Here is a 25,467-nt window from a genome sequence, read left to right as displayed (position 1 = left end):
GAAAATGCTAACGAGTCTTAATGATTCTAACAATCTTCTAAAGGGTACTTCCGTAAATTTCTAATAATTCTATGCGATGATGAATTCATCAGAGAAATGTTCGAATAAGCTTGAAGAAATAAGGGAGGCTGGAAAATGGAAAGCTCCGCTCGATTGCTGAGCAGGAAGGAATCGTATGCGAAGGTTGAGTTAAGCGTACATGAGGCCAGAGCCGAGGGAAAGCGAATATTGGCCATGATCGTGGAGCTGGACCGATTCTATCGCGTAATCGATACGAAAGGTACGGATTTCGGGCATGAAGTACTTGACGTCATGATGAATCGGCTAATCGAGCTGTCGAAGCAGCTCGCAGGCTCGGAGCCGCCTGTCTTAAGCAATTGGGGAAGTCATTCGTTTCTATTGCTTCTCTATATCTCGAAGGAAGACTCGGAATTCGATGTTTGTTGGCAAGCGGCGGAAGCAATGAAACATGCGGCAGAACGTCCTGTACCGGATGGAGATTCGGAGCTTTACTTAACCGCAAGCATCGGAGCTTGTTACTTCCCACAAGATGGGTTGACTGGCGAAGCGCTCATCTGCCGAGCGGAATCAGCGATGCAGCAATCGAAGGAGAACGGGGGCAATCGCATTACATTTTATAAGTCCGAGGATACGGACCGGATGAACAGACGCATCGCGATCGAGAGTGGTTTGCGCCCCGCGTTGTATCAGAGGCAATTCCATCTCAGCTACCAGCCGATCTACAGGCTGGGGGACGGTCGGCTGAGGGGGCTGGAGGCCCTTATCCGTTGGAATCATCCGGAGCTAGGCGTCATTTCGCCCAAAGAATTTATACCAATCGCCGAACATGGCGGACTTATCATCCCAATCGGGGAGTGGGTGATCAGGGAGAGCTGCAAGATGCTGGCCCGCATTCGCAAGTACGGCTTGCATGATTTGCGGATGTCGATCAATATATCGCCCCTGCAACTGCATGATCCTTCCTTCATGAATACACTGCTGAACGTGCTTGAAGAGAATCGTCTGGAGCCATCTTCGTTCGAGCTCGAAATAACGGAACATTATTTATTTCATTCCTCAGAGACTGCCGTGGCCGCGCTTAGCCGATTGAGAGCAACAGGCGTACGTATAGCCTTGGACGATTTCGGGACGGGTTATTCTTCCTTCAGTAATCTGAAGCAGCTGCCCATTCATTGCTTAAAGATCGACAAGAGCTTCATACAGAAGATCGATCTTCAAGGAGCGGAGCGTCATATCGTCGAATCCATTATCGGACTTGTGCAGAAGCTGGGCGTAGAGGTCATTGCCGAAGGTGTCGAATATGAAGGGCAATACCGTCTGCTTAAGGAATGGGGCTGCAATTATGTGCAGGGTTATCTGCTAGGCACCCCAATGGAGCCGACTATGATGGATACCTCCATGTTCCGTAGAGCAGCCAGCACCGAAGAGCGGGCAGAGAGCGGGAGCAGCCGCCACGATGGCGAAACTAATGCCGCGGAATGCCGCATCTATTGTCCGCAATAAGTGGCAACGCCATATATCCAGCCAATCATCTTGGCTGGATAGGGCGATAAACTCAAAAAGGGCTGTTCTTCCAGGCGATCATCATCGATCTCCTTGAAGAACAGCCCTCTGTCATGCTACCCATCGCTTAGCTGACCTCCAGGTACAGCTTGGTTCCATCGTTGTACTGAAAGATCGCGACGTCTCGGACCATCTCGACGGATTTGATTCGTTTCCACTTTTTTCTGAAGTCGAAGTTCAATTCCATCTCGTACAATTTATGCTGAAGCAGCTCTACAGATGCTGATTGTTCGTTAGGGTAGTAGACAGGGACGGAACGATTCTTGAAGGTTAGAACTCGCATCATAATGCCATGCACCTCCGATTTGCGTTTTTCCCATTATACCGAGAACAGATTAGCCTCTTATGAAACTGTCGTAAGGAGTTTGTTTATTTTGCTCACAATTTCCTAACATAAATTCATGCCGAGGTTATGGACCATGCTTCCATCATTCGACATCCCGGGTTCTAAGAACTGCTGTACTTCCACTTCTTCTTATAGTACCCGTGGCCGTAATGATGATTGTATCTTGGCGGCGGATAATGCATCGGCTGGTTCGGATAAGGAGGTTGCCCCGGATATGGGCCGTGCGCGTTCGGGTGCGGAGGCGGTCCGGGATGGTGCCCGCCCGGATAAGGCGGTTGACCTTGGTAAGACTGATTCGGATATGGCGGGTGGCCATGATGCTGATGCGGATGATGCGGCGGTCCGTGATGATGACCGTTCGGGTAAGGCGGATAATGCGGCGGCGGGTAATAACCTTTTTTGAAGTCGCTGCTGCTATAACGATGGTAGCCATATCCGTGACGTCCCGTCAACGAATGTATTATACGCTTTAACATAGAACTTCCTCCTTCATAGGAATCGGTTGATGGCATAGCTTTCAAAGGTTGTAAACATGCACTTTAGTAAGTATACGACATTCGGGAGGGAGAGGTTTCTTGTTGTTGGCCCAAACTTTGCGGGTCATTCTCGACAATGGATGGCGATATCGGTAATCTTAAGACGGGAGTTGATTTCATTGTTAACAAACCTCCGGGCCAGATGGGCTCAAATCATAACGGAATTTCGCGATTATCCGCTGCAGCCTGGCAAGACGTGGCAGGGACGTTATGCCGTAGAACGATTCCTCGGGATGGGCAGCTACGGTCAAGCGTACTTATGCCATGACAAGGTTAGCGGGAAAAGCGTGCTGATGAAATGCAACAAGCCCAGCAAAGGAAACACGGGTCTCTTGCTTTTGCGACGTGAGTATCGGATTATGCAAGCGGTATCTCATCCACAGATACCACGGGCACTCGACTACTCAAAAAGGGGCAAGCAGGAAGCGCTCATTATGGAATATATTGAAGGTTATAATTTAGAGTATGCCATCTATGAGAGGAATCTAACCTTCTCGGCTACTAATGGTCTTCAATTACTTAAACAACTAATCCAGCCGTTGAAACAGCTTCATGACGCAGGATACGTCCACCGCGACGTCCGTATTCCCAATGTCATTCTCGCGGGAGGATTGCCGCATCTGATCGATCTTGGGCTGTCATGCGCTGTGGGGGAGGAACTGCCGCAGGAGCTTCGCGACGCGCTGGGCGAGGGGAGCGACCTTGCCGGAAGCGCGGCGGCGATCAAGCGGCGCATGAGACACCCGCACCCCTCCAGCGATTGGTTCGGGCTCGGCCACTTGTTTCTCTTCGTCATGTATGCAGGCTACGAGGCAGCCGAGGGGCAGGTCGAGCGAAGCTGGGAGGAGGAGCTGGCATTGCCGGCTCTCGTCCGTGACTTCTTGCGCAAGCTGCTCAATGACGAGTCGGCCTGGCCATCGACGGAAGCTTGCGAGCGGGAACTCGATGAGCTTATTGCTACGTTGGAGCGAGAAGCCTGACCATGATAGGCAGATGGTTAAGCCAGGATGTAGTATGCTGCCGCGATAAGAGCCAGATGGAGCGGATAGAAGCTTCTCCATACGACGCGCGGCACTTGCAGGCGATCAATGCTTCGAAGAAGCTCGGGCAGATAGATAAGGAGCACGCTGGCGAACAAGCTGAAGAGCTGTAATCCCCAGCCCTTGGAGAATACGGCCGCTATATTAAGGCCGAGATGGAGCCAGACGACATGGCCTGGCTTGGCATAGCGATAGATGAAGACGAGCAGAAGTCCATAGGCGCCGTAGTCGAACGGGATGATCTCCAGCGTGACGATGGCGGCCGCGATGAGCAGCACTTGAAGCGCCCGGCTGTTCTGATAGCGGTCCAAAAGCGTCAGCATAAGCAAGCAGACGAGCAGCGTCGCGATCGCATTCATCTCCCAGGTCTGGAACGCCAACATAAACGGCAGCTGCGACAAGCCGGCCAAAATCGCCAAACGAATCAGATAACGATTCAAGTTGCGCGTGCGGTGATAACCGATGACGATGGCGTAAGCATATAGCGGGAATGCAAGTCTCCCGATGATGCGCAGGGCAGCCTCATCCGGGAACCATACGGCGCCGATGTGGTCGATTAACATGGTAAGCATAGCAAGCCATTGCATGTAGATTCTCACCTTCGCTGAGCAAGTTGATTAAGCAGGTTAAGTATACCATAGCCTTAGGCGAAGGGAGAAACGGGCGAGGCGAAGCGGGAACGGCGGCTATAGACCGGCGTTCTTTTTTAGTCTGGCTGCGATCTCGAGGAAGTCTTCCTCCGAGATGCCGGGCGCGAACTCCTCCGGGACAGCCTCCAGGTCGAACATGGGAGCGCCCTCCGGAGCGCCCTGGATGACTTCCAGCTTGGCGCCTGTTTGCGGATTCTGCCCATTCCAGATAAGCACGACGTCCTTGTAATCCTGAGGACTGAACGTATACAGCTTGTTGCCTAGGCCCATGGCCTCGTATTTGCGTGCCGTCTCGAAGTGTTCGTTGCTGAGATTAGGGATCGGGATCATCCTCTTCATGTCGACGCCCGTCGCAATCTCCAGCGCCTTGGCGTAGGCGAGAATATGAACGCCCCCGCGAACGAGCAGATAGCCGATCATCCCACGGGCGGTTGGGTGGTCGGTCATCTCGTAGACGCGCATCTTGTGGGTGCGGGCGCCGCATTCCAGGAAGAAGTTGTGCAGCAGGTCCAGCACGAGGTTGCCGCTGTTGAACACGTAGTCGCCGCGCCATGCGTTGCCCATGGAATCGCCGGCCAGCGAGGTCTGGGCGGTGCTGATAAAGAAGTAGCTATTGCGTTTGTCTACGCCGGGCCGAAGCGGTGCGGAATCGGGATCGCCGGGTGACGTCGTTCCGGTAAGCACCATGTTAATGGCGGCAGAGACGAGCTCCACGTGGCCGAGCTCTTCCGCCGTAATGCTGGAGACCAGATCGTAGAATGGTTTCAGCTTTTTTTTGTTCCGGAAGTTGAAGGACTGGTACATGTAATTGTTTAGCGTGGACATCTCTCCGAACTTGCCGCCTAGCAGCTCTTGTACGGCAGCCGCCGCATTGGCGTCCGCGTAAGGGGATGGCGGGAGCTCGATTTGAAGCTTGTTCTGACGGTAGAACATATACGTCTTCACCTCTCTCATCGAAATTGGGTCAGGGGAGTACTCGCTCGCGGTTATCCATCAATTATTAATGAATATGCCGTAATTTGGAGTCGCATGCAGAAGTCGATAATTCCAAATGATAGCTGGCGCCGGTGTCTTACCGGCGTCAGCTTTTTTGACCACATAAGAAAGTATAAGTTTTCGGTCTTCGAAAACGGCTTTCTTATTGGCGATAAAACCTACATTTAAACGCGATCGCTCATCGTTGAGAGGCCTCGATAGAGGTTTTCTCAATTCGCTCCTACTCTATGAGAAACGGTTAAACAGGTGCTTAAAGCATACAAACAGGTTCTCAAAGTCGTAGGATACATTCGGACAGGGAGGTAAAATGACTAAAGATCATGTATCGAAGTTGTAACGAGGGAGTGGAAGGAAGTGCCGAACATACTGAAAAACAGACGAATGCTGCCACTTTGGCTAATGGTGCTGCCGGGTATGATGTATTTATTGATTAATAATTACATCCCGATGCTAGGCGTTTTTATTGCATTCAAGAAAATACATTATTCCAAGCCGCTATGGTTAAACGATTGGGCCGGATTTGATAATTTCACATTTTTATTTGCAAGTCCCGATGCCTACATTATTTTGAGGAATACTTTGTTATATAATTCTGCATTTATTTTCCTGAATCTGATTTTTGCTTTGTTTATTGCTGTTATGTTAAATGAACTGAAGAACAAGCTATTGAAAAAGAGCTATCAAAGTATATTGCTGCTTCCTTATTTGCTGTCGTTCGGTATTGTGGGTTATCTTGTCTATGCGTTTTTGAGTGTGGAGCACGGTTTTATTAATACAAATATTTTAAGTCTCTTTGGTATCCAGCCAATCGAGTGGTATATGAATTCCGAATATTGGCCATATATCCTGTTGATTGTTCAAAACTGGAAGACGGTAGGGTATTTGAGTGTCATTTATCTTGCTGCAATCGTAGGCATTAATAATGAATACTATGAAGCGGCATATATAGACGGGGCCAATAAATGGTCGCAAATAACGAAGATTACGATCCCGTTAATCAAGCCGGTTATCGTGATTATGACGCTGTTGGCAATTGGAAGAATATTTTACGCCGATTTCGGGCTTTTCTATCAGGTTCCAATGAATACGGGGAGGCTGTTACCGACAACGAATGTCATTGATACATATGTTTACCGTGCGCTCATTCAAACAGGGGATGTAGGCATGTCTGCCGCAGCAGGCTTGTTCCAGTCGGTCTTGGGATTTTTTCTTGTTCTGGTGGCCAATTTCACTGTTCGTAAAATCGATAAAGACAACGCATTATTTTAAAAAGTTTATCAAGATTAATTTTCTTGATGATTTGCATCAAACAGGAGGTGCGCCTTGAGGAAAAATACATTAATGTCCTTGTCGCCTGGCAAGTCAAAAAAAGCCAGTGAGAAGATGTATCAAATCATAGTCAATATTGCGTTTACTCTACTGTCTTTCTTATTTTTAGCGCCAATCCTTCTTGTTTTGATTGTTTCATTTACAGATGAACGTTCAGTCTTGTTGAATGGGTATTCTTACTTTCCGGATAAATTCAGTTTGGATGCGTACGCCTTTATATTACGCGAGCCTGGCGCTCTGTTGACCTCGTACGGCGTTACAATTATGGTAACCATTATTGGATCGGCGCTGGCGCTGGTGTTGACCTCGCTGCTAGCATATCCGCTGGCAAGACGAGATTTCAAAGCGAGAAATGTAGTTGCTTTTTATGTATTTTTTACGATGCTGTTTAACGGGGGTTTGGTGCCTTGGTATATATTTTATGCCAAGTTCGTTGGCATTGGGGATTCGGTTTTTGCCCTAATCGTTCCTAATTTGTTGCTGAGCGGGTTTCATGTCATGATTATGCGAACTTTTTTTGCGAACACGATTCCTGTGTCGATACTGGAATCGGCAGAGATAGACGGAGCGGGCGAGTGGCGGATCTTCTTTCAAATCGTGTTTCCGCTCTCGTTGCCTGTTATGGCGACAATTGGGCTATTCTCAACGCTAGGTTATTGGAACGATTGGTTCAATTCGTTGATCTTCGTCAACAATCCGGATCTATTCAGTCTTCAGTATTTGATGACCAAGATCCTGTTGAATATTCAGTTTTTGACGATGAATACGCAGAACAGCAATATGCTGGAGCTGTTGTCTGATATGCCGAAGGAAACGGTTCGAATGGCAATGGCATTAATTGGCGCAGGTCCTATCGTACTGGCGTATCCTTTCTTCCAACGTTACCTCATTCAAGGGCTGACGATTGGCGCTGTTAAAGGCTAAACCCGGCAAATGCCGGTTAGCATATGAAAAAACGGAGGGGAAAAAATGAAGAAAAGCATGGGGGTTTTGAGTACTGTTCTACTAACGGCAAGCACGATACTGGGGGCTTGCAGCAATGGGGAGGCTGGAACGAATCCGCCGAAAGCTACGCAGACAGCGTCACCAGGAACGAATTCGTCGGAGGGCAGCTCGGCTGCGGATCTGGATCCGTATGAAATTCGCGTCGTATATCCTGCAGGGGCCGTACCTAAGGACCTGGCGTTGGTTCAGGATGAAATGAACAAATATTTGACCGAAAAAATAAACGCTACGGTTAAACTGGAGCCGATTGATTGGGGCTCCTGGATGGACAAAACCAATCTGATGATTTCTTCGGGCGAAAAATTCGATGTAGTCGTTTCATCGAATACTTTGGGGTATTCTGTGAATGTTGCCAAAGGCGCCTATTATCCGCTGGATGAGCTCGTTGAAAAACATGGCGCTAGCATTAAAACGGCAGTCGATGCAGGATTCCTGAAAGGCACGCAAGTGAATGGGGAAATGTATGGTATCCCGGTCAACAAGGAATTTGCCGGTTCCTACGGTTTTCTATTAAATAAATCGCTGGTGGACAAATATGATATCGATGTAGCAACGATCACCGAGGCCGTGGATCTGGAGCCCTATCTGGAGCAGATTAAACAAAATGAGCCCGATGTGGTGCCTTTCTTCGTTGGTATGCAACGTTCCCTTGGCAATTTCGCAACAATTGGCGAAATTGATCAATTGGGCGGGGGCGTAGGCGTTTTGGATCGCAATAGCGAAGAATTGAAAGTAATCAATCAATATGAAATGCCGTATTATGAAGAGGTTTCATCTTTAGCCCACAAGTGGTATAAAGCAGGCTACATTAATAAGGATGCGGTCACAGTAACCGACTTTGGACAAATGCAAGTTGGAAAGGCATTTGCCATGGTCATGGAGTTAAAGCCGGGTAAAGAGGCTGAGATGTCACAGGCTTGGGGGAATGAAGTGATTCAGGTTCAAATCAAAGAACCCTATACGACAACCGGGAATATCACCGGTATTATGGGGTCGATATCCAGAACCTCCGGAGATCCCGAGCGCGCTATGATGTTCCTGGACATGCTGTATGGCGACAATTACCTGCTAAACTTGTTTGATTTCGGCGTTGAAGGCGTTCACTACGTGAAGAAATCGGACACTGTCATTGATTATTCGGAGGGTGTATCCGCGGAAAATGTAGGTTATCGCAACGAGCCTTGGATGTGGGGCAATCAAATGAATACGTATTTGTTCCCTAATGAAGATCCAAGTAAGTGGGAAAACTTCAAAAATTTCAATGCAGAGGCACAGAAGTCGATTGCGCTGGGCTTCGCCTTTGATGCAGAGCCAGTCAAAAATGAGGTTGCGGCCGTTGCTAATGTATTGAAGCAATATGAGGATGTTCTTAACGCGGGATTGGTAGATCCAGCACAAGAGCTTTCCAAGTTCAACGATGCACTGAAAGCTGCGGGAGCCGATAAAATTATTGCCGAGAAGCAGCGGCAATTGGACGAATGGGCGGCAACAAGCAAGTAATGATCCCCCGGTAAAGAAATGAAGGGATATGGAATAGTCCAGTGCGGATGAGAACACTCGCCCACTGGATTATTCATATTAATCAATTGCACCATTCATTATATGGGGAAAGCATGGTGAATATCATTGAATAGGAAATTTTCGAAATGGCTTTCGATTCTGTTAAGTTTGGCGGTGCTGGTGTCTATTCTCAATATTGGCGGTGCCGCGTATGCGGCGCCGCAAGCCGGCTCAGGCGGCAATTTGCTTAAGAACGGCGAATTCAGTCAGGGTGAAGCTAATGGAGCCCCGTTGCATTGGACGAAGGACGGATCGCCATCTTATGTCCTGGATGAACCGGGAATAACCGTGGAAGGCCATGCAGGCGAAGGCTTTCATCAGGAATGGATATCAATCATTCCCGGTCATAAGTATAAGCTCGTTGCGCAAATTGAAGTTCTGCAAGGCGCAATGAACTTCTCTGCGTACATGGTCAATGAGCAGTTTGGGTTCAGTGACGATCAGTTTTTTGATCAGAAAAGACTTGCAGACGGTCTGACGACGATTGAGAAGGAGTTTATCGCCAAGTCGGATTCAAATCGGATCAGTGTCCGTCTATTGGCCGGTGAAAACGATACGGAGTACCGAATTGTGGATGTCGGTATGTACGATCTGGGACCGGCGGCTAACCTCGGAGCCAACTTGTTGGAGAACGGATTCCTCAACCAGTTCGATGAGGAGGAGAAGCTTGAAGCATGGGGGACAACTGGCGGTGCCGCTATTCAGGTTGACGGAATGGGTGCCACGGTGTCGGCAAATAACGGAGAGGGTCTTGCTCAGGAATGGATTGATGTCATTCCAGGACACAAGTATCTCATCACAGCACAGGTGCAAGTGCATGCAGGTGCTCTGAGTATACTCGGTTATGGCATTAATGCCGGGTGGACCTTCAGCGAAGCCCCTTTCTTCGATCAGAAGAGACCCGCAGACGGACTTGTTACGGTGAAGAAGGAATATGTAGCCTCCGATACGACTACACGCTACAGTTTCCGTCTGTTAGCCGGCGAAAACAATTCGTCGTATACAGTGATGAAAGCCGGCATGTATGATCTGGGCATGCAGCAGGATGAAGGCATGAATATACTGCAGAATCCCCTCTTGACAACATTGGACGATCATAATCAATTGGTGTCCTGGGGCAAATCTGCAAATGCAAGCTATACGGTTGCATCTGCCGGTTTGAAGGTAACGGCCGCTGAGCAGGGTGACGGGATTTCTCAAGAGTGGATAAACATTATTCCGGGAAACAAATATTTGCTTTCGGCGCAAGTGCAAGTAGACCAAGGCGCGTTGAACTTCTCGGGATACGCGGTCGACGTTGATTTCCAACGCGTCGCGGATCCGTTCTTTGATCAGTTGCGCCCGTCGAATGGCCAGACGACGATCCTGAAGGAGTTTATTGCGCCGGCCGGGGCAAGCAGATTCAGCTATCGATTGATGTCGGCGGAGAGCAATACGAAATTTACGGTACTTAAAGCCGGCATGTACAATCTGGGATCTACGCTGCCTGACAACGATGATTCAGATGTATTGCCGCAATTTGAAGATGATTTTAACAATGGATTTGTTCTCTGGGACACTGCGGGAGATGAGGGATCTTGGAAGACGATTGATGGCAAGCTGCAATCGTCGTCTGCCAAATCATCATCAGCGAAGCTGAAAGGAAGCCAAGCGAGCTGGGGCGATCAAGTTGTCTCGTTTAAATTCAAGCGAGTACATGCTTACGGAGAGAATCATATGGGGGTCAGATTCCGTGTGGCAGACGGTTCGAATTTCTCGTGGCTGCTTATCCGCGGAAGCGGCTTAAGCTTGTTGCATTCCGGATCAGGGGAGCAACCTTTCTTCGAATTTCCATTTGCGCTGGACAATGAATATGAAATGAGATTGGTTGTTCAGGGGGATAAACTGGATGTATATTTGAAAACGCCTGAAACGGCTGATTTTAACAAAGCGGCCAGTTTGACAGGCGTTCCGGAAAGAGCGGGTACGATTCAGTTTACGTCATTTAACGTTCAGGCCGCCTTCGATGATGTGACGATCTCGATGCTTGATAAACCGGCATTTGCACTGACTAGCAAGGTTAGCCGTGTTGGCATTGGCAGCAGCAAGGAAATAGGGCTGTTTAATGACACGGGCTCCTCCGAAGTGACTTGGGAATCGAGCAATCCGCTTGTCGCTGCGGTAACCAATGGTACGGTAACAGGACTTAGCAGAGGCCATGCCAGTATTACAGCCAGAACGGCTGACGGCGAGTATACGGATAAAGCCGATGTTTATGTAACGGCCAGCCCTCTCGGCATTAATCTGAACCTTACTAACAGTGTTATCTATGTGGGGGAGTCGCAAGAACTGGTTGCTTCCTTCACTCCATCCACTGTGGATAACACGGCGACCGTCTGGGAAAGCAGCAACCCGGATATCGTATCGCTGCACGGGGCCACAGATAAGAAAAGAGCGATTCACGGGGAAGCTGTCGGAGAATCGGTTATCACAGTCAGAACGATAGATGGAGGCTATATCGCCAGCGCTACGATCGAAGTGGTGAACTTGCCTGCGGGCACGCCCGATGCTGTCAAATTAAAGCTAGGCGAGAAAGTGAAGGATGTGCCGGAGCACTTCTTCGGTATTAATGATGACTTGGCGTTCAGTATCAGGCCGAATGAACAGTACAATACAGATACATTCATGCAAATGCTCAGTGAAATTCACTTCCAGAATGTTCGTGGTCCCGGCGGAATGGACGGCAATCTGTATTTGTATGACGAAGGCGTGCTTCCTACGAATAGTGCGGATCAAGTCAAAATGTTGGATCTCTATGGCATTAATTTGATGAACTCATTGAGCTGGATGCCGTCAGTTTCGGCGGATGCCGACAAGCTGACGTTGGACAAAGTGCTGGAATATGCCAAATTGGTTAACCAGCCTTATGTGTACAACTTGAATATTATCGCTTATACGCCTGAAGAAATTGTAGAACAGGTCGGGATCATCAAGGAAAAACTGCATCCTGGTCAGGAACTGTTCGTGGAACTGGGCAATGAAATCTATGACAATTCCTACCGGTATCCGTACCCTACTGTTACGCAATATATTGCCAAGAGCAAAGCGGTTGCCGAAGCCTTGCGCGAAGAACATCCTGAGGTAAAGATCGGAATTGTCAGTATTGATCAGGGATTTGTAGATTATATCATTGCGGATAGAGGAAACCAACAACAACCGGGTCAAGCTCTGGAGGATTATCTGGCTACCCAAGGCGGCAGAGTCGCGATCTGGAATGATGAATTAAAGAAGGATCAGAGCTTTTTTGACGCGGTCATTATTCATTACTACAATCATGTGGAGGATTTGGCCGGCATTAGCAATACGAAGTTGTATGAGTATTTGTACAAGGAAAACGAACTGCGTAAAATAACTGCTGTAAATACGATGAATATGTTTCCGGGCAAAGAAGCATGGATTACGGAATGGGGATTGCTGCCGATGTTTATGTTCGGCGAGTCGGATAGCGGCGATCGGGCCCGTTATCAATTTGCCAAAACGGAAGGTATGGCGGCCCTGTATGTAGACATGATCTTCGGTATGCTGGAAATTGACGAGATTACGATGACCGATTATTATGTGGCCAATGATCCTCAAGGATTCGGACTGCTGCAAGCGATTGGCAATGATCAATATGTGAAGTTGCCTGCCTTCTATGCGTTGAAGGAGGTTGGCAATCTGCTGAAGGACAATAACAAATATTATGAAATTGATCTGTCCGATGTAGTCAAGCTGCAGAAGTATCAAGCACGCACCAACCTTCCAGTTGAGCTTCCGGAGGTGTCCGCATGGGGAGTCGGCGACGATGAAGGGATTCAGAAATTGATTGTTTCCAATCGTACCAACCGAACGGTTGATATCCAGCTTGACGGTTATGAATTACAGCCGTTGTGGAGCTATGGTGGAGCAGACGCATTGCCGGAGTTTCTGATTAATCCGAATCAGTCGTGGACGGATCTTCCGGAAACAGTCGCCTTGCCGGATGTACTGGAAGGGGAACTGGTTTCTCATTACGAAGTCGAGCCGTATGCGATTATGATCGCAACGGTTATCCCGACAGAAACCGATGATCCTGGAACTTCTCCGGGGAGCGGTACGACGGTTGTTCCGTCTGCTCCGGAAGAGGTGAAAAGTAGCGTGATTGAGCCAACTCATTATTCGGTTGCTGTTGGGGGCGGCCTTCGTAACGACGAGGTCAATCTGGTGACGATGTCTGCGAATGTGTGGCAGCAGGCATTGTCCGGATCTAGTGGGACAGGGACGCCAATCGTTATTGATGCCGAGCAATTGATCGGTCCGTTTGAAGTAGTCCTGCCGGCTCAATATGTGGCAGATGCGCTGGCGATGGATCCGGACAAGAAGATAGAGGTGCGCTTCGGTACAGGAAGCTATCGCATCGCTTTGAGCGCTCTCGAGCAAAGTGGTTCCGCGTCTAATAGGAAAGGAACTAGCTATCATCTGGCTCTTCATCCGTCTGCCGGTATTCCAAATGGAACAGATCCTTCCTTAACCTGGGTTGTCCTGCCTGTAGAGATTCTGGCGGGGATGGTATCGGACTCGGCAACGACGCTATTGCTAAACTTCGATCAGGAGCAAATGCGCATCGCATTTAAAGTGAATGGGAATACGGACAATATGACCGCAGTCATCGTTGATCCTGTAACCGGAGATTTGACCTACGTACCAGCTAAACTGAGCAATTCAGGCGGCAAGCAGGAGTTTGTGTTGAAATATGAGGGAGGCGGACATTTCGCCATTATTTCCGCTCAAATAACGTTTGCGGATATTCAGAATCACTGGGCTAAGACAAACATTGAGTCGCTCGCGTCCAAGCTGCTGGTGAAGGGGATTTCGCCACAGGCGTTTAAGCCTGATGGAGCGATTACCCGGGCCGAATTTACAACATTGCTGACAAGAACTTTAGGACTGCGTATGAGGCCTGACAGCCTATTCCAGGACGTAGATTCGGACGCGTGGTTTGCGGGGGCAGTTGGAACTGCTGTCGAAGCCGGTTTGATCAATGGTTTCGCAGACGGTACATTTAGACCCGGGGAGCCCATTACGCGGGAACAGGCGATGGTAATGCTGAAGCGGGCTTTGCAATTTAGCGGTGTTGTTGCAGCAAATGAGGGGCCTCTGCCGCAATTTAGGGACACAAACGATATCGCTGCTTATGCCGAGTTCGCTATGCTGGATATGGTGCGATTAGGCATTATTCAAGGAAACGGCAATAGCCTTCTGCCTAAGAAAAATGCAACGCGAGCCGAGATGGCCACGATGTTGATAAGAGCTATGAAGTATCTTAATCCGTAAGGCAACACAATGGGTGTGATATAGTGATGTAACCGGAGGAGTCGTCTTGTGCGGCTCTTTTGGTATTGTAATGAAAGGTATAATGACAATATGTTAATGAGAGGGACAACCGAGATGAGAGTAATGATTGTAGATGATGAATGGGCTTCGGTGGATGTTCTCAAAACGGAAATAAATTGGGGTGAATTTGGATTTCAGGAGGTCTTGTGCGCTTTTAATAGCGATCAATCGATGGAGCAGTTTCGGCAAACAGAAATTGATTTGCTTGTGTGCGACATTGAAATGCCGCAGGGAAGCGGCCTGGAACTAGCGGAATGGGTCAGGAGCCACTCTCCGTCCACGCTTATTGTTTTCCTCACTTGTCACGACAAGTTTTCCTTTGCGCAGAGGGCTTTGCAATTGGGCAGTTATGATTATCTTGTGAAGCCTATTGATTTTGATGTGTTTAATAGAATATTAAGTAAGGCAGCAAATGAAATAGCACACAATCAAAAGCAGTCGTGGGAATGGAGGGAGCTTGAGAAGTACAGATATTTGTGGGACAACAAAAAATCTGATCTAATCGAGAAGTTTTGGCAAGATTTATTGGATGGCCGAATTTTAAAAATAAACAAAGGGATTGAAAACGTGCTGCAATCATTGGCGCCTGCCTCGTACTGGCCGCTGGAAGTTTTGCCCGTTCTGATAAGCATAGAACGATGGCATCGTACATTCGAACAAGCGGATGAGGAAATTTTGGAGTATGCCATCCGGAATGCAGCCGTAGATCTTATACTGGACAATCGTAAGGGAGGAGTTGTGTTTCAGGACCACTCCGGGATTAACATCATGCTCATTTATTGTTATTCTCGTGAGCGGCTGGAGGGGAGAAAACTTTTTCAAGCATGCGAAGTCTTTATTCAGGAGTGCGGCTCTTTATTTTATTGCGATGTCTCGTGTTATATCGGCTGGCAGGTTCCTATTGCGGGTTTAATGAATCCGTACAATGCGTTGCGATTTGAAGAACAGAACCATTTGACAGCCTCGCGACAAGTTATTGCGTTGCAATTTGACCAGAATACGGAAGTTTCAGGAAACCTGCAGATGCCGGATTTTTTTGAATGGGCGGAATGGATAAGCAATGGAAATGACAAGAGGTTGAACATGGCCATTCTGGAAGTAACGGATCGACTTAGACGTACCGACACGACAGCTGCAGATGTGCAGCGTTTTAAGCAGGATATGGTCAAGGGACTGCTATACTCCTTGCGCAAGAAGGGCTCTTCTGAATCCCTCGACTTCGAAGAAATACTTATGGCTTTAGTCCAACGATCGATTGCATCTTCCAAACTTAAACAATGGATCGATCATGTGGTTCAGCATGCAAGGGAATACTTGCAAAACATGAAACGAGAGGAGACGGTAATTGATAAAGTCAAGCGATTGATTAGAAGCTCATTAAGCGAAGAGTTGAATCGAGAGGATCTGGCTGCTGCCGTACATTTGAATCCGGGCTACTTATCCCGATTGTTCAAGAAGGAATCGGGCTGTTCGTTAACGGATTTTATCACACAGGAACGAATGAAATTGGCTTCGGAACTACTGAAGACAAACGCCACGGTAACCGAGATAGCATCGGCGACCGGTTACAGTTATCAATCGCATTTTTCGAAGATGTTCAAAAAAACGTTTCAAATGAGTCCTCAAGAATATCGGAGTATAATGCGATCGCCCAATGGAGAGTGATTTTTTGAGGAATAAAAGATCTATGAGTTTGACAATGAAATTAATTCTTCTGTTTTCATCTATCGTCCTACCGCTTTCAATTACAATCTTTTTCGTGAATGATTACGCCATTCGTCTACTCAAGACACAAGCAACCGAGTCAAATCAAAATATGCTCCAGATCAGTCTTAGTCAAGTAGAGGATGCTTTGAATGAAAAATACAGGTATTTGACCAATTTGGCCTTTTTAAATGAAAGTGTCAGGACATTGGGTATGCAAGGAGAAGAGCGCAGTTCATACCATTATGCGAAATCAAGTTTAAAGTATTCGCTTATGGAAGGCATTGCATCAGATCCGTGGGTGGACGGCTTCTTTGTTTATCTCGCCGATTCCCGCGAGTTTGTTACAACCTCTTTGAATGTAGCCAACTATGAAGAACGGATGCAAGGATTTCATGATTTGGAACAAACGATGAATAAAAAGACTGAAGTTACGGCCGACTCGGGGTGGTATTCCGAATTAATTGCAGGCAAGCAACGTCTAATTCGTGTAATCCGCAGTTTGGACAATGTATACGTTGCAGTAGTCGTAAATGTGGATAGCATGGAAGAGATGAGTCGACTTCGGCAACTGGATATTTCCGGGGAGATTGTCGCGCTTTCCAATTCGGGAGATATTCTAACAAGCGGTTCGCTTTCTCCGGAATGGAAGATAACAATGGAAGAAGTCGTCGAAAACAAGGAACAGTATAAGGAAACAAAAATGCAATCGGATACTTATCTATTGTTTATGGAACGATCGGAAGCAGCCGGGATCAGCATCATTAAAAGATTGCCCGAAAAGCAATTATTGCGTCAAATGTCTCATATCCATAATGTCATTCGAACAATACCGCTAGGAATAATTGTAGCGCTATTTGTACTTCTTGTAATTATCCGTCAGGTTGTGCTGAAACCTATTCACATCTTGGTAAATGGCATGCGTAAAATTAAGGAGGGCAACTGGAATCATCGTCTGAAAGAAGGGAGAAATAAGGAGTTTATTCTTATTAACGCTACTTTTAATGAAATGGTGGAACAGATTAACGCATTAAAAATAGATATATACGAAGAAAAACTAAGAGGCCAATCCACGGAAATACAAAGATTACAGCTGCAAATCCACCCGCATTTTTTATTAAACTCGCTAAACATGGTTTATAATTTAGCACAGAAACGAGAGTATTCGTTGATTCAAAAAATGACCAAACATCTTATGGATTATTTTCGATCGATGCTTTACAAGCAAGCGGAAAAAATTAAATTGATCGATGAAGCGGCACATATCGAACATTATTTGGAGATTCAATCCATGCGGTTTGCGGGGCACCTCGATTATCGCATTCAAATAGATCCGTTAACGACTGAAATTGATATATTGCCAATGATCTTCCAGCCAATTGTCGAGAACACGATTATCCACGGATTAACAATGGGGAAAGAACGGTTTCTGGTGACGATTACCATTAACAGTACTCGAATGAACGGGAGAGAATGGCTAGAAATAATTGTTGAAGATAATGGGCGAGGATTTTCTGAACAAGCCTTAGCGCAATTGCAGTCGCACGATGCGTCCATAACCAAGCCGGGTAGAGTAGGAGTTAAAAACATAAGGGAACGGTTGAAGTTGCATTATGGAAGTGATGCCAATCTGGTATTCGAAAATATCGATCCGCATGGGGCGCGTGTGAGAATGTCATTTCCGCTGAAATAGGGTATTTGCCTCAGATATTAAAAGGATCAAAAGGGCAGTTTTGCACAACATATCGCCGCTTCTGATATACTTTTTCTAAGGTATGTGAAATTAAAAATGAGGAGTGAAACGTATTTTGGAATGGTTCGTGATTTTATTTCTAGGATCGTTCTTGTTGTTATCCCCAAGATTATTTTCAAAAATAGGATGGTATAATTTCAATAATTTAGATGGTAATGAGGGCTCTTGGGAAAAGAATGACAAAAAAAACTCTATATCCAAAAAAGTGTTATTCGTATTTAGGGTCACCGGATTTGCTTTTATTGTAGTTAGTCTCACAAGGCTATTAAGTAAAATACAATAAAATGTTTTAATAAACCTAACGTGCATAATAGCACCATGACATAACGGCAGCCAGCCACGCGTTCAGTTGCCGTTGGCGTTTATTGAAGTAATGGGTAGAAAAGTACCAATACGTGGTATTATGGTGGATATGTCCAGGTGAGGACCAAGAACATCAACTTGCTAATATGGTAAAGGCTATAAAGAACATTCCTGAAAATAAAATTATCGTTATTTGGTGCGCGGATAACGCACATGATCATACAGGCTTACGCTTCGTATTGCATTTGTTGAGAGAACGAAAAAAGCAGGTTAACGTTGCCAATGTGACGGAGCTATGTAATAACGCTACTGGGTTTCAAAACAAAGAAGGAACTTTCCCCTATGCTAGCGGATTAAATGATCGAGAGCATTTTCAGGCAATCGTAAGAAGATATCATGAAGGTATTCCTCTCAATCCTAGCCAAAGAAAAAGGTATGAATCGGAATGGCTTAAGCTCTCGGGAGAAAATCATGTACTTCGTAGTTCAGTCATTGACCTGGAGCATGAACAAGATGAGGACGGATTTATCAGGGCTGGTATTGTTGTCGGTAAGGTGTTTGATTTATCACAGCAGCTCGTTGGGCATTCATATATTTCATATAGAATTTGGAGATTAGTTGACCAAGGTGTTTTAAAGTTTAGAGGACTACCGGGAGCTTTACATCAGTTTTCTGTTAAACTTGGTAACCCGTAGATTAAAGTAATTAAGATATTTAAATAAACGACGAAAATGAATCAGCCGATGCTGATAAAGGAGTTGTATAAAATGAATGAAAATGAAGGTACGGAAATAAAACGTTCTTCAAAAGCAGAAAACGTTCTATCTCAGATCAATAGTAAAACTATGCTAGGCGACTTACGAAAAATCGCAAAGAACATTAAAAAAGATCATGAACTAGCCATGGAACTTTGGTCAACCGAGGAGTACTTGTCCAGACTATTAGCAATCTTAATTATGGATAAAAAACTTCTTTCACAAGAAGTGCTAAATAAGCTTGATAAGGACATGCAGACTCATAGTATTGATGAGCGAAATAACTTAATGGATTGGTTAATGGCTAATCAGCTCACCAAAGACAAGAAGACAATTGCATGGATGGAGTCATGGGGAAATAGCCCTTCTGCTCTTCAAAGGCGAGCTTTCTGGTATTATCAAGCGCGATTGAGATGGACTGGACAAGCACCGCCTGATAACACCGAAGACTTAATATCTAAATTAGAATCCAATATTACGCAAGAAGAACCGGAAGTTCAATGGGCTATGAATTTCACCGCAGGCTGGATAGGCGTTTATGATGAAAAGAATCGTGCACGTTGTATTAAACTTGGTGAAAGAACGGGTCTTTACAAAGATGAAATGGTATCAAAGGGATGTACACCTAACTATTTACCGGAGTTTATTACAATTGAAGTTAACAAACGACAAAATAATTAGTTACTTTTGAAAAAAATTATGAAGGAGCAATGTAAAAAATAAAGGAATTCAAAAATTCTACAAATTTTAATGAATTATTGAGAAAATAGGATTAACCTATCGGGGAACGAAGCTCAAAGTGAGGAGGGAGTAATTTGGCCGCTGGAGATTTTTTTATATTCAGTTTACTTCTTATGATCATAATCATCATCCTTTTGATTCTCAATTTGGTTATGTGGAATAGACAGCTTAGAAAAAGTAAAGATTTAGATGATGCAATATACAGACTGATCGAAATAAGTAAATCGAACTCTAAGCAAAAAAACGTTATAGATAAGTCTGTCTGATTGGGAATTACGCTGATGCGAGGGTAAAGCGGTGGAAGCGATCCACCGCTTGTTTTACTTACTTAAGGCCAGACTACACCAACGTACGAAAAAAAATTTTACAGTACTCTTTATATCGGACCCTATTTATGGTAATTTAATTAGGTAGCAGCTAATAAAATTAACCAGTGCTTAAGGGGGGCATTTGATGCTAGAATGGGCATTGCGGCAAGTAATGGCTGATCGCGGGATTTGGACTGGAGTAGCTTTAGCGCGACTGTTGAAGCTAAAAGCGAATTACAGCCTGTCTGGTGCTTCCATTAGCGGTTTATTAAATAGCGAGCCACGGCAAATGAAATCCGAGACTATGGATGCACTTTGCACAGCTTTGGAATGCACCCCCAATGACTTGTGGGTACACACTTCCCCTCAAAAAGTGCAAGGGGGTTAGACATGTCGGTAAAGAGCATTCTGCCTTTTGGAGATCCGATTTTGCGTAAAATAGCTAAGCCAGTGACTGAGATCAATGAAAGAACGATAAAACTTCTTAATGACATGGCTGAAACCTTGTATGCCGATGACGGACGTGCTGGTCTTGCCGCACCTCAAGTAGGGGTCCTGAAAAGATTGATTGTCATGGATTGGGAAATGGACTAATAGAGTTAATAAATCCTGAGATATTAGAAATGAATGGTGAACAATACGGTTCCGAAGCTTGTTTGTCTTTTCCCGGATATTACGGAATTGTTAAGAGATCTCTTACCGTTAAGGTAAAAACCTTAAACCGCCGAGGGGAGTCCATTATTTTTAAAGGAGAAGGTTACCTAGCCCGATGCATCCAACATGAGATCGACCATTTAAACGGCGTGTTATTTGTTGATCATGTTCGAGGAGACTGGTTGATTCATGAACGTACAAAACAAAAGATTAACTTGTTTGATGTTATTCGATTAACTAACCAGGGTTAATAAGGCGGATTTTACGCTATCGGAGAACGATAGTTAAATAAACGACGAAATGAAGTTGTCGGTGCTGACCGGCAGCTTCATTTCGTAAACGGGGGTAGGGCATGGAAATTAAAATACGGGAAATTGCAGCAGATGAATATAACGAAGTTGTTGTTTTATGGAACGATGTACTTGGAGTGCATTCGGTTACGGATGAGAACTTTCGCGTTACGATGGAACAGATGATCAAAGCCGGCAATTACAAAACGTTTGTAGCGTTACTTGAGAATCATGTTGTTGGTTTCATATCTATCGTTCATAGTTTGGCTGTAGGGTCCGAAAATGGTTATCTGCATATAACCGGCCTGGCTGTTCATAAGGAGTTTCAGCGTCATAAGGTAGGCACCGAACTGCTACGATACACAGAAAATTATGCAAAAGACAGTAGAATATCCAGCATTATTCTATGTACCGGGATGAGGCGAACCAATGCCCATGCTTTCTATGAGCATAATGGCTATGATAAAGATTCCTATTGCTTTGATAAGAGTATTAACTTGACTAATGAATAACCATACTTAGTGAATGTAACGATATCTGAAGGATACGCAAATCTTATAAATGTTATCGGCGCTTGTTGTGGCTCAGGCCTTCTCCAAACACAGCGAGACCATATGATTGATACCAGATCTGCGGGCCTGCTTGGGGGACAGGGACTTGCGTTTATACTCCGTGAACCCCAGCTTCTCATACAAACGAATGGCCGGGATATTGGTATCGGCGACCTCTTCGATAATAAAGTTACGGTACGGCAAATGATCCAGCATATGTCGAATAACCGCCGAAGCCGCTCCTTGGCCGCGGAAGGATAAGGCAGTACCGATGAATTCCACCGAGCCCGTTTCGGATGGCGGGTCGACAAACGGCTTTTGGAACTCCCTCTTCAGAATGAGTGCAGCCATCGAGCCCTTGAACCAGCCCAGGTGCCGACGGAGCGGTGCGCTCTGAAGTTCTAGGGAGAAGCTCCGACAGTCCGTGCATGCGCCGAAGGCTGCCACCCGATCGCCGGCGAGCGCCACATAAAATTGATCCAGCACGAACATATGGGCGAACGCGTTTACGATGACATCCCGGTCTCTAGAGAAATACGTGAGCCACTGGGAGAAGCCGTCGGCGAAAATTTCCGCCATCTGGTGTCTGACCTCTCCACCAGCGCGGTCTGCCCGGACAACCTCAAATGCGCCTGAGTGCTTCACAACGTTTCACCTTCCTTTTCGAATACTAAGGTCAAGAGCGATCTCGACGGCATTGAAAATTTTTCCTCCAGCATCATCTTCATCATCGCAAGTCCCTGAATGGAGGAAAAGAAATATTGCGCCATCTCAAAAGCGTTCCCTTCTCGGAGCTTGCCTTGTCGCTGCCCCTGGATGATGAGCTCGGCAGTCGCTTGCAGCAGATCGGTATGGATCTGCTTGAGAGCCGCTTTCCATCCGTCCGTCTCCGTGGAGAAGAAGGATTGCGTCATCAGCAGTAAGAGGTGTCCCAAGTCATCGCCGGAAGACAGATCGAGATATACCTCGCTTGCGAATCGTGCCAGTTCCTCAGCAGGCTCATCGCTTGTCTGAAATTTGACGATCAGCGTCTCAAGTCCGGCCATGGCGAACTGCACCAGTTCCTCGAATAGCTGATCCTTTGTTTTGTAATGGCGGTACAGCAGACCGGTGCTAATGCCAGCCTGGTCGGCAATATGCTGCACATTGGTGGAGCCGTAACCCTGACGAACGAATAGCTGCATCGCCGCAGTCTGGATTTTGGTGCGAGTTGCAAGTCGCATGGCCTCGTATTGTTCAGGTGTACGGGGCATTTTGGTCGCTCCTTTAATGAATAAAATTTTATTCATTATAAAATCAAGGATGCAAATTGTCAACATGTAACGTGGACCAGGGTGTACCGGCTATGATCTGTAGAGAAACAACAGCCAGAGGATTACTATAAAGAAAATGAAGATTTCCACTTGAACCTTACGTAACGTAATGATTTATTATAAACACAACAGTAGGATGAAACGCGGGACCAACCGCCATATTAATCGAACAAAATAAATTCAAAATCGGAGGAGAAACGGACATGAGAAAACTCGTATTGTTTATGCATGTGTCGCTGGACGGGTATGCGTCGGATTCGAAAGGGGGACTCGATTGGATTCCGTACAACGAGGAATTAGAGAAATACGCCGAGGAGATCGTAGCCGAAGTCGGAGCTCCCGTTTACGGACGCACGACGTATCGCATGATGGAGAGCTACTGGCCCACGATGCTGGACAATCCGAGTGCGTCAAAGCACGATATGGAGCATGCCAAATGGCTGCAGGATGTTAAGAAGATCGTTATTTCCGGCACGATGGACAAGGTGGAATGGAACAATACGATGCTGATCAAGAATAATATCGCAGAGGAAATCAAGGTGCTCAAGGAGCAGCCCGGCAAAAATCTCGTTATCTTCGGCAGCCCGGGAGCGGCCAAGACGCTGCTTAAGCTCGGCCTGATCGACGAATTCCTGCTCACAATTTGTCCGGTCGTCCTGGGCGGCGGACAATCGGTATTCGACGGCGACGGCGAGAAAATCAGGCTCAAGCTGCTGTCCAGCCGAACGTTCAAGTCGGGCATTATCGCGACCCGTTATGAGTTGGAGAAATAGCCATCTAACGCTAACAGTATCTTTAGTTTAATGTTCCAAGAGCAGTTTGCCGGAGCGGCAGCTGCTCTTCTAACTGTCTATATGAATTATCTGATAAAGATAAAAAGCAGATATTAGAGTATTTTAGTAAATATAACGTGGACATAATGGACAGCAACTTGGAGCAATTGGAGGAGAAAGGTCTAGTTAAATGCGGGGAGCGGTGAAATCAAATTGAAAGATATTTTTGCAATTAAACAGGCGACCGATCGTTTGGGAGCAGAGGAATTGAAGCCTTATCTGCAGTTTATTTTGGCAGAAATCAAGTTGATGAAGGACCAGGAGGGGGATACGCTTGAAGCAGCGGCTTCCAAACTGATTGAGCTGTATGACGAATTGATGGGGCTTCAGGAAAAAAGAGCGGTCTGGAGGCCTGTACCAACCTGTACCCATGTCCATATCGTTATCGGGGATTCCTTTGCGGGGAGCATGAAACAGGCATTAAAAGGATTAGGCTGCACGGAAACGCACAAGCTGATATCGTTACGGGAAAATTACGCTATTGGCCCGATCTACGATCTGGACTTACCTGAAGGACGTATGGCACGCGGCGATTGGTTCCGCAACAATATTACGGAAGCCTTCGAAGCTTACACTGAAATCGAAAATGAATACCATGAGCTCTTAGACAAGATAGAGCAAATTCCGGAGCAGGCGGAAATCATCGTTTGGACCAGTGGCAATACATGCGAGCAGGCAGGAATGAGACACGCGCTTTATCTGCTTCGCAACAAACGAAACGCCATTTCCATAAATGACGCATGCGCATTTTGTGAGGAGCTTTACAACCGACCAAATGCATACATTGAGTATAGGTATTCGGGAGAAATTCCTTCGGACAAACTACAGAAAGCGATCATTCAACTAGAGGGCAAAGGGAAGTTATGCACTGCTGATATCGCAAGGCTGGTACGGGAATGGAAGAAGCTCACGGAACAAACAGGAACGCTGCGCATTTGGCAGGACAACGATGTGCTTGAGGTGTCAGCAGAATATTTTGATCAATACCTGCTAGAGAAGCTGGACGGTCTTAGGCCACCTCTGAAAGATAACGGCTTCCTGAAGTCGGCACGTTTAATTGGAGAGGCGATTGGTTATTGCGAGCAATATATCGGGGATTCTTATTTTGAATATCGGCTAAGGGAGCTGATCTATGATGGAGTTCTCGAAATAAAAGGGGTACCCGCCGCAATGCGTTATTACAGCGTCAGACGCAAACAGCATGAAATGAATCCCGTGAAAAAACCTTAACAAGCCCAGTGTAATCACATGCAACTAGGGGTTGCGGGGCCACGCAACCAAAGCGGTCTTTACTTCTGCAAGGGGTTAAACTATCGATGAGTTATTAAAGAGTGACGAAGAGTTGACAAAAAAGGTGATAAAAGAAAGTAAGCAATTAGCCCATCCAAAGATAAAGTTTATATTTGATTTCTTCATTTTAGTGGGCCTAGCGCTGTTGGTGATCAAACTCGGTGTCCTCCTCCTAAATAAAGTAACGCCACTTGAGATTACACTGTATGGCGGATCATTTTTTTGGAACTTCGGTTCTTTGTTTTTAATGATAGCTGGGGGAATCGGCTCAAGTATCCTAAAAGAAAAATATAAACAAGACTAGTCAGAAGATCAGATGAAGGACCTGGTCATCAGATGGTCGATCACCGAATCAGGAGGCGGGACACGCGAGGAGGCAATACCGAATATCCGCGAGCGGTACGAGCAGATGATCATATCCCGGCAGCAATAGCCAAAGGAGGATGGCGACGTTGGCTATCTAATTTATGAAACTATATTTGAAGTGTAAGCTTTGATGCAACGCTAGTGGAAAAACTCCCTCTAATCGCGCTTA

General features: G+C 46.3%; 21 protein-coding genes and 1 pseudogene. 16 read left to right on the top strand and 6 right to left on the bottom strand.

Translation table 11 applies throughout. The features are described 5' to 3' along the window. Window positions 1-135 precede the first annotated feature (135 nt). Window positions 136-1,524, top strand: coding sequence for a putative bifunctional diguanylate cyclase/phosphodiesterase (locus KJW29_RS22285; RefSeq protein ID WP_214626249.1), 1,389 nt, complete (start codon window positions 136-138; stop codon window positions 1,522-1,524). 127 nt (window positions 1,525-1,651) lie between these two features. On the opposite strand, the gene KJW29_RS22280 is transcribed toward KJW29_RS22285, so the two are convergent. Both KJW29_RS22280 and KJW29_RS22275 read right to left on the bottom strand, forming a co-directional pair. Continuing rightward, on the bottom strand, window positions 1,652-1,870 hold the full coding sequence (locus KJW29_RS22280; protein WP_087571926.1) for a hypothetical protein: 219 nt from the start codon (window positions 1,868-1,870) through the stop codon (window positions 1,652-1,654). A 161-nt stretch (window positions 1,871-2,031) separates the two neighbouring features. Next, window positions 2,032-2,406 carry a hypothetical protein gene (locus tag KJW29_RS22275; RefSeq protein WP_214626248.1) on the bottom strand — a complete coding sequence of 125 codons (375 nt, stop codon included), beginning with the start codon at window positions 2,404-2,406 and terminating at the stop codon, window positions 2,032-2,034. Between the two features lie 179 nt (window positions 2,407-2,585). Here KJW29_RS22275 and KJW29_RS22270 point away from each other — a divergent pair, with 179 nt between their 5' ends. Continuing rightward, window positions 2,586-3,446, top strand: a complete 861-nt coding sequence (locus KJW29_RS22270) for a serine/threonine protein kinase (RefSeq protein WP_246608333.1) — start codon at window positions 2,586-2,588, stop codon at window positions 3,444-3,446. A 17-nt stretch (window positions 3,447-3,463) separates the two neighbouring features. Here KJW29_RS22270 and KJW29_RS22265 read toward each other — a convergent pair whose 3' ends face one another. Beyond that, complete coding sequence (locus tag KJW29_RS22265; protein ID WP_214626246.1) at window positions 3,464-4,093, bottom strand: TraX family protein; 630 nt, start codon at window positions 4,091-4,093, stop codon at window positions 3,464-3,466. A gap of 99 nt (window positions 4,094-4,192) precedes the next feature. Continuing rightward, a complete protein-coding gene (locus tag KJW29_RS22260) occupies window positions 4,193-5,089 on the bottom strand; it encodes a manganese catalase family protein (protein WP_214626245.1) in 897 nt (298 codons plus the stop codon). Window positions 5,090-5,533: 444 nt separating this feature from the next. Here KJW29_RS22260 and KJW29_RS22255 point away from each other — a divergent pair, with 444 nt between their 5' ends. The 11 genes and pseudogenes from KJW29_RS22255 to KJW29_RS22205 all read left to right on the top strand — a co-directional run bounded on the left by KJW29_RS22255 (window position 5,534) and on the right by KJW29_RS22205 (window position 21,457). After that, complete coding sequence (locus KJW29_RS22255) at window positions 5,534-6,421, top strand: ABC transporter permease (RefSeq protein WP_246608880.1); 888 nt, start codon at window positions 5,534-5,536, stop codon at window positions 6,419-6,421. Window positions 6,422-6,475: 54 nt separating this feature from the next. After that, complete coding sequence (locus tag KJW29_RS22250; RefSeq protein ID WP_246608332.1) at window positions 6,476-7,405, top strand: carbohydrate ABC transporter permease; 930 nt, start codon at window positions 6,476-6,478, stop codon at window positions 7,403-7,405. A gap of 45 nt (window positions 7,406-7,450) precedes the next feature. Further along, window positions 7,451-8,986, top strand: coding sequence for an ABC transporter substrate-binding protein (locus KJW29_RS22245; protein ID WP_214626244.1), 1,536 nt, complete (start codon window positions 7,451-7,453; stop codon window positions 8,984-8,986). A gap of 126 nt (window positions 8,987-9,112) precedes the next feature. After that, entirely contained in the window at window positions 9,113-14,377 is a 5,265-nt protein-coding gene (locus tag KJW29_RS22240; protein WP_214626243.1) for an S-layer homology domain-containing protein, read from the top strand. A 114-nt stretch (window positions 14,378-14,491) separates the two neighbouring features. After that, window positions 14,492-16,102 carry a response regulator transcription factor gene (locus tag KJW29_RS22235; protein ID WP_214626242.1) on the top strand — a complete coding sequence of 537 codons (1,611 nt, stop codon included), beginning with the start codon at window positions 14,492-14,494 and terminating at the stop codon, window positions 16,100-16,102. Window positions 16,103-16,124: 22 nt separating this feature from the next. Continuing rightward, window positions 16,125-17,834, top strand: coding sequence for a sensor histidine kinase (locus KJW29_RS22230; RefSeq protein WP_214626241.1), 1,710 nt, complete (start codon window positions 16,125-16,127; stop codon window positions 17,832-17,834). Window positions 17,835-18,289: 455 nt separating this feature from the next. Continuing rightward, on the top strand, window positions 18,290-18,892 hold the full coding sequence (locus KJW29_RS22225) for a DUF1835 domain-containing protein (RefSeq protein WP_214626240.1): 603 nt from the start codon (window positions 18,290-18,292) through the stop codon (window positions 18,890-18,892). A gap of 72 nt (window positions 18,893-18,964) precedes the next feature. Beyond that, complete coding sequence (locus KJW29_RS22220) at window positions 18,965-19,633, top strand: DNA alkylation repair protein (RefSeq protein ID WP_214626239.1); 669 nt, start codon at window positions 18,965-18,967, stop codon at window positions 19,631-19,633. 513 nt (window positions 19,634-20,146) lie between these two features. Further along, the gene (locus KJW29_RS22215) at window positions 20,147-20,389 is read left to right on the top strand and encodes a helix-turn-helix domain-containing protein (protein ID WP_214626238.1); all 243 of its coding nucleotides are present in this window, start codon (window positions 20,147-20,149) and stop codon (window positions 20,387-20,389) included. A 2-nt stretch (window positions 20,390-20,391) separates the two neighbouring features. Beyond that, a pseudogene (gene def, locus KJW29_RS22210) lies at window positions 20,392-20,906 on the top strand (peptide deformylase). Window positions 20,907-21,007: 101 nt separating this feature from the next. After that, window positions 21,008-21,457, top strand: a complete 450-nt coding sequence (locus KJW29_RS22205) for a GNAT family N-acetyltransferase (RefSeq protein ID WP_214626237.1) — start codon at window positions 21,008-21,010, stop codon at window positions 21,455-21,457. A gap of 72 nt (window positions 21,458-21,529) precedes the next feature. Here the strand turns inward: KJW29_RS22205 and KJW29_RS22200 are convergent, their stop codons facing one another. Then, on the bottom strand, window positions 21,530-22,141 hold the full coding sequence (locus KJW29_RS22200) for a GNAT family N-acetyltransferase (RefSeq protein WP_246608331.1): 612 nt from the start codon (window positions 22,139-22,141) through the stop codon (window positions 21,530-21,532). Continuing rightward, complete coding sequence (locus tag KJW29_RS22195) at window positions 22,138-22,749, bottom strand: TetR/AcrR family transcriptional regulator (protein ID WP_214626236.1); 612 nt, start codon at window positions 22,747-22,749, stop codon at window positions 22,138-22,140. The genes KJW29_RS22200 and KJW29_RS22195 overlap by 4 nt, the downstream gene beginning before the upstream one ends. A gap of 263 nt (window positions 22,750-23,012) precedes the next feature. On the opposite strand from KJW29_RS22195, the gene KJW29_RS22190 reads away from it, so the two are divergent. The 3 genes from KJW29_RS22190 to KJW29_RS22180 all read left to right on the top strand — a co-directional run bounded on the left by KJW29_RS22190 (window position 23,013) and on the right by KJW29_RS22180 (window position 25,236). After that, window positions 23,013-23,582, top strand: coding sequence for a dihydrofolate reductase family protein (locus tag KJW29_RS22190; protein WP_214626235.1), 570 nt, complete (start codon window positions 23,013-23,015; stop codon window positions 23,580-23,582). Between the two features lie 213 nt (window positions 23,583-23,795). Continuing rightward, window positions 23,796-24,872 (top strand): DUF1835 domain-containing protein, encoded by a 1,077-nt coding sequence (locus KJW29_RS22185; protein ID WP_246608330.1) that lies wholly within the window; start codon window positions 23,796-23,798, stop codon window positions 24,870-24,872. Between the two features lie 112 nt (window positions 24,873-24,984). Then, window positions 24,985-25,236 (top strand): hypothetical protein, encoded by a 252-nt coding sequence (locus tag KJW29_RS22180; protein ID WP_214626234.1) that lies wholly within the window; start codon window positions 24,985-24,987, stop codon window positions 25,234-25,236. Window positions 25,237-25,467: the final 231 nt, after the last annotated feature.

This window comes from Paenibacillus agaridevorans (genome assembly GCF_018604145.1).
GTDB classification, from domain to species: Bacteria; Bacillota; Bacilli; order Paenibacillales; family Paenibacillaceae; genus Pristimantibacillus; species Pristimantibacillus agaridevorans.
Note: the sequence above shows the minus strand (reverse complement) of the source record. Positions and strands in the feature narration are given on the sequence as shown.